The sequence below is a fragment of the Methylobacterium sp. WL18 genome, assembly GCF_008040015.1.
In the GTDB taxonomy this organism is placed as follows: Bacteria; Pseudomonadota; Alphaproteobacteria; order Rhizobiales; family Beijerinckiaceae; genus Methylobacterium; species Methylobacterium mesophilicum.
On the sequence record NZ_VRVD01000473.1, the window covers coordinates 1 to 3,686 of the forward strand.

Annotated in this window: 2 protein-coding genes and 1 pseudogene; all 3 read right to left on the reverse strand. The window is 69.7% G+C overall.

The window, feature by feature from the left end; all coding sequences use genetic code 11:
- Positions 1-229: 229 nt before the first annotated feature.
- Entirely contained in the window at positions 230-1,984 is a 1,755-nt protein-coding gene (locus FV228_RS23150) for an AMP-binding protein (RefSeq protein WP_246694004.1), read from the reverse strand.
- A gap of 102 nt (positions 1,985-2,086) precedes the next feature.
- Entirely contained in the window at positions 2,087-2,743 is a 657-nt protein-coding gene (locus tag FV228_RS23155; protein WP_246694005.1) for a hypothetical protein, read from the reverse strand.
- Between the two features lie 318 nt (positions 2,744-3,061).
- Positions 3,062-3,686, reverse strand: a pseudogene (locus tag FV228_RS23160) (leucyl aminopeptidase); the annotation flags it as partial.

Sequence of the window (3,686 nt, forward strand, 5' to 3'; positions counted from 1 at the left end):
GCCGAGCAGCGCCCGGCGGTTCAGGAAGACGGCCTCGGGCGTGGCCTCGATCTCCGGGATCTCCCACCCGCGCCTGCTCCGGATCAACATCGCTTCTCCTCGCCTGTCCCGCGCGAACAGCCCACAGATCGGTCGGCACCGACAGGGGTACAACCGCCGCAGTCTCACCATTCGGCGATCGGGACAGACGGTTACGTGCGCGGCCGACGACGATCCGCCGCGGGCCCGCTCAACCGGGCGGCGTCTCGTCGCGCAGGACCCGGCGCAGCACCTTGCCGACATTGGTCTTGGGCAGGGCGTCGTGCAGCACCACCCGGCGGGGCACCTTGTAGCCGGTGAGCTGGGTGCGGGCATGCGCCCGCAGGGCGTCGGTGGAGACCGCCGGGTCCTTCATGACCACGTGGGCGACCACCATCTCGCCGGTCTCCTCGCTCGGCGCGCCGACCACCGCGCATTCGAGGACCGCCGGATGGGCCGCCAGCACCTCCTCGACCTCGTTCGGATAGACGTTGAACCCCGAGACGAGGATCATGTCCTTCATCCGGTCGACGATCTTGATCTGGCCGTCCGGCTCCATCACGGCGACGTCGCCGGTGCGGAAGAAGCCGTCGGGCGTCATGGCCCGGGCGGTCTCATCCGGGCGGTTCCAGTAGCCGCGCATCACCTGGGGCCCGCGCACGCAGATCTCGCCGGGCTGGCCTGGCGGAACCGGCTTGCCGGAGGCGTCGCGGATCGAGACCTCGGTGGACGGGAACGGGAACCCGATCGTCCCGGAGAACTCCGTCATGCCGGGCGGGTTGGCGCTCACCACCGGGGATGTCTCCGATAGGCCGTAGCCCTCGAGGATGGTGTTGCCGGTGAGCGCCTTCCACCGCTCGGCCACCGGCCGCTGCACCGCCGTCCCGCCCCCGACGACGAAGTCGAGGTTCGAGAAGTCGACCGTGCCGATCTTGGGGTGGTTGATCAGCACGTTGAACAGCGTGTTCACGCCCATCAGGCACGTGAAGCGGTGGCGGCTGAGGGTCTTCACCATGCCGTCGCAGTCGCGCGGATTGGGGATCAGCAGGCACGACCCGCCGTTGCGCATGAACTGGAAGAAGCAGGCCGTCAGCGCGAAGATATGGTAGAGCGGCAAGGCCGTGACGGCGCAGCGGAGGATGCTCGGATCCTTCGCGTTGAACCAGACCTGCGACTGCTCGACATTGGCCATGATGTTGCGGTGACTGAGCATCGCCGCCTTGGCCACGCCCGTCGTACCGCCGGTGTATTGCAGGAACGCCAGGTCCTCCGGCCCGACCGGCACCGAGGCGTGCGGCATGCCGCTGCCCCGGCGTAGGGCGGTCGTGAACGGCAGCGCCAGCCCGTCGGGCAACTGGAACGGCGGCACGGCCTTGCGCACGTGGCGGCTGGCGAGGTTGATGACCTGACCCTTGAGCCCGAGCCCATCGCCCGGGCCGACCAGGAGGACGCGCTCCAGCGTCACGTCGGCCAGAGCTGCCGCGACGGTCGCGCCGAAATTCTCGAGGACGATCAGGAAGCGGGCGCCCGAATCGTTGATCTGCTGGGAAAATTCCCGGGGCGTGTAGAGCGGGTTGACGTTGACCACCGTCCCGCCGGCCGAGAGCACGCCGAACAGGGCCACCGCGTAGGCCGGCACGTTCGGCAGCATGATCGCGACGCGGTCGCCCTTCGCCAGCCCCTGGGCGCGCAGCCAGGCCGCCAGGGCGCGCGCCTGCTTGCCGAGGCCCGCATAGGTCAGGGTCGAGCCGAAGCAGAGCATCGCCGGACGGTCGGCGAAGGCCGCGACGCTGGTCTCGAACAGGTCGACCAGGGTGCCGAGGCTGTCGACGTCGATCTCGGCTGGAACCCCCGGCGGGTAGGCGGCGAGCCAGGGGCGGGGCGAAAGCTGTGCGAACGCCGGATCCATCTCGGACCCGTGCGTGCGTGCCGTGGCACCGTGCTCGATTACGCTGGCCTCGCGCATCGCGTCGTCTCCCGCGAGCCCGACTCTCGACGGTCGGGTCTCGTCCCTACGCAGAACCCTCAGACTGTGGGCGAACCCACCGCCACTAGCAAGGCGCCGCCGTCAGGCGGCCCGACGTAGCCGGCTCAATGTCGTGAGGGCGACGTGCGGCAGGGCGGCGACGACGAGGAGCAGCGCGGCAAGGCCGGCCTCGGGGAGACGCATCCCCCGGAGCGGCCAGGATCCGAATCCCAGCGGGACCGCGAGCCCGATCACGCAGGCGCCGAACCAGAGCGCCAGGTACGCCAGCAATCCGGCCCCGATTCGCCGCAGGCGCGGGCGCAGGGGCCGGTTGGCGGCCAGGGCGGACAGGCCGAGGGTACCGCCGAAGATCGCCGCCGCGACGCCGGCGCCGAGCCCGTAGGCCAGCCATAGGGGCTGATGGGTCAGGAACGCCATCCCGCCGGTGGCGTAGCCGCCGCGCAGGACTAGGCCCCCGAAGGTCGGGTACAGGCCGACCGCGATGAGGGCCGCCGTGCCGAGCGACGCGAACAGGATCCTTCGGAAGGTGGAGGCCGGCCCCGGCCCCGCCGCGACCGTCGCGAGATGCGCGATCCCGTAGACGAGCGCGAAGGCGAAGAGCGGATAGCGGGCGATGAAGTAGCCGTAGATCCAGGGCTCGAAAGCCTCCGGCACGGCGGAGCGCTGGCTGAAGCCGGTGACGGTCACCAGCGCCAACGCCGCGAGCATGGCCAGGATCGGGGCCGCGGCCAGGAGCATCTTTCTCAGATCGGCCACAGACGCATGGGTCTGGTCACGCGCAACGGACTTCACAGGGCGCGCCCCTATCAAAAGATTGTTCCGTTGCAAATTTCCGGATCACGCCGGCGCCTGAGCACCCACCTTGTCATCCCGGGGCCGCGCAGCGGAGCCCGGGATCCATAGCCGCCGACCGATCAAAACCTGGCCTCGTCTGCGGTTATGGGTTCCGGGTTCGCCTGCGGCGCCCCGGAATGACAAAAGGGGTTTGTCTTGCTGTCGTTGATGCACCAATCGACGGCATCTCCGACGCTGCACGGCTCAGACAGATGATCCGCCTCACCGCGCCTCGTAATGGTCGCGCACCAGCCGGTCGAGCAGGCGCACGCCCCAGCCGGCGCCCCAGCTGCGGTTGATCTCGCTGGCGTTCGACGACATCGCCACGCCCGCGATGTCGAGGTGCGCCCACGGCACCTCCTCGACGTAGCGCTTGATGAACGAGGCCGCGGTGGCGGCGCCGCCATGACGGCCCCCGGTGTTCTTCATGTCGGCGAACTTGGAATCGATCGCCTTGTCGTAGGCGGGGATCAGCGGCATCCGCCAGACCTTCTCCCCCGTGGCCTCGCCGGCGGCGTTGATGTTGGCGGCCAGCGCGTCGTCGTTGGAGAACATCCCGGCGATGTCCTGGCCGAGCGCCACGATGATCGCGCCCGTCAGCGTCGCAAGGTCGACCATCGCCTTCGGCTTGGCGCTGCGGACCACGTGGGTGATCACGTCGGCGAGCACGAGGCGGCCTTCCGCGTCGGTGTTGATGACCTCGATGGTCTGGCCGGACATGGAGGTGAGGATGTCGGACGGGCGGTAGGCGCCGCCGTCGGGCATGTTCTCGACGATGCCGATGGCGCCGACGACGTTGCAGCGGGCCTTGCGGGACGCGAGCGCGTGGAGCGCGCCGACCACGGCG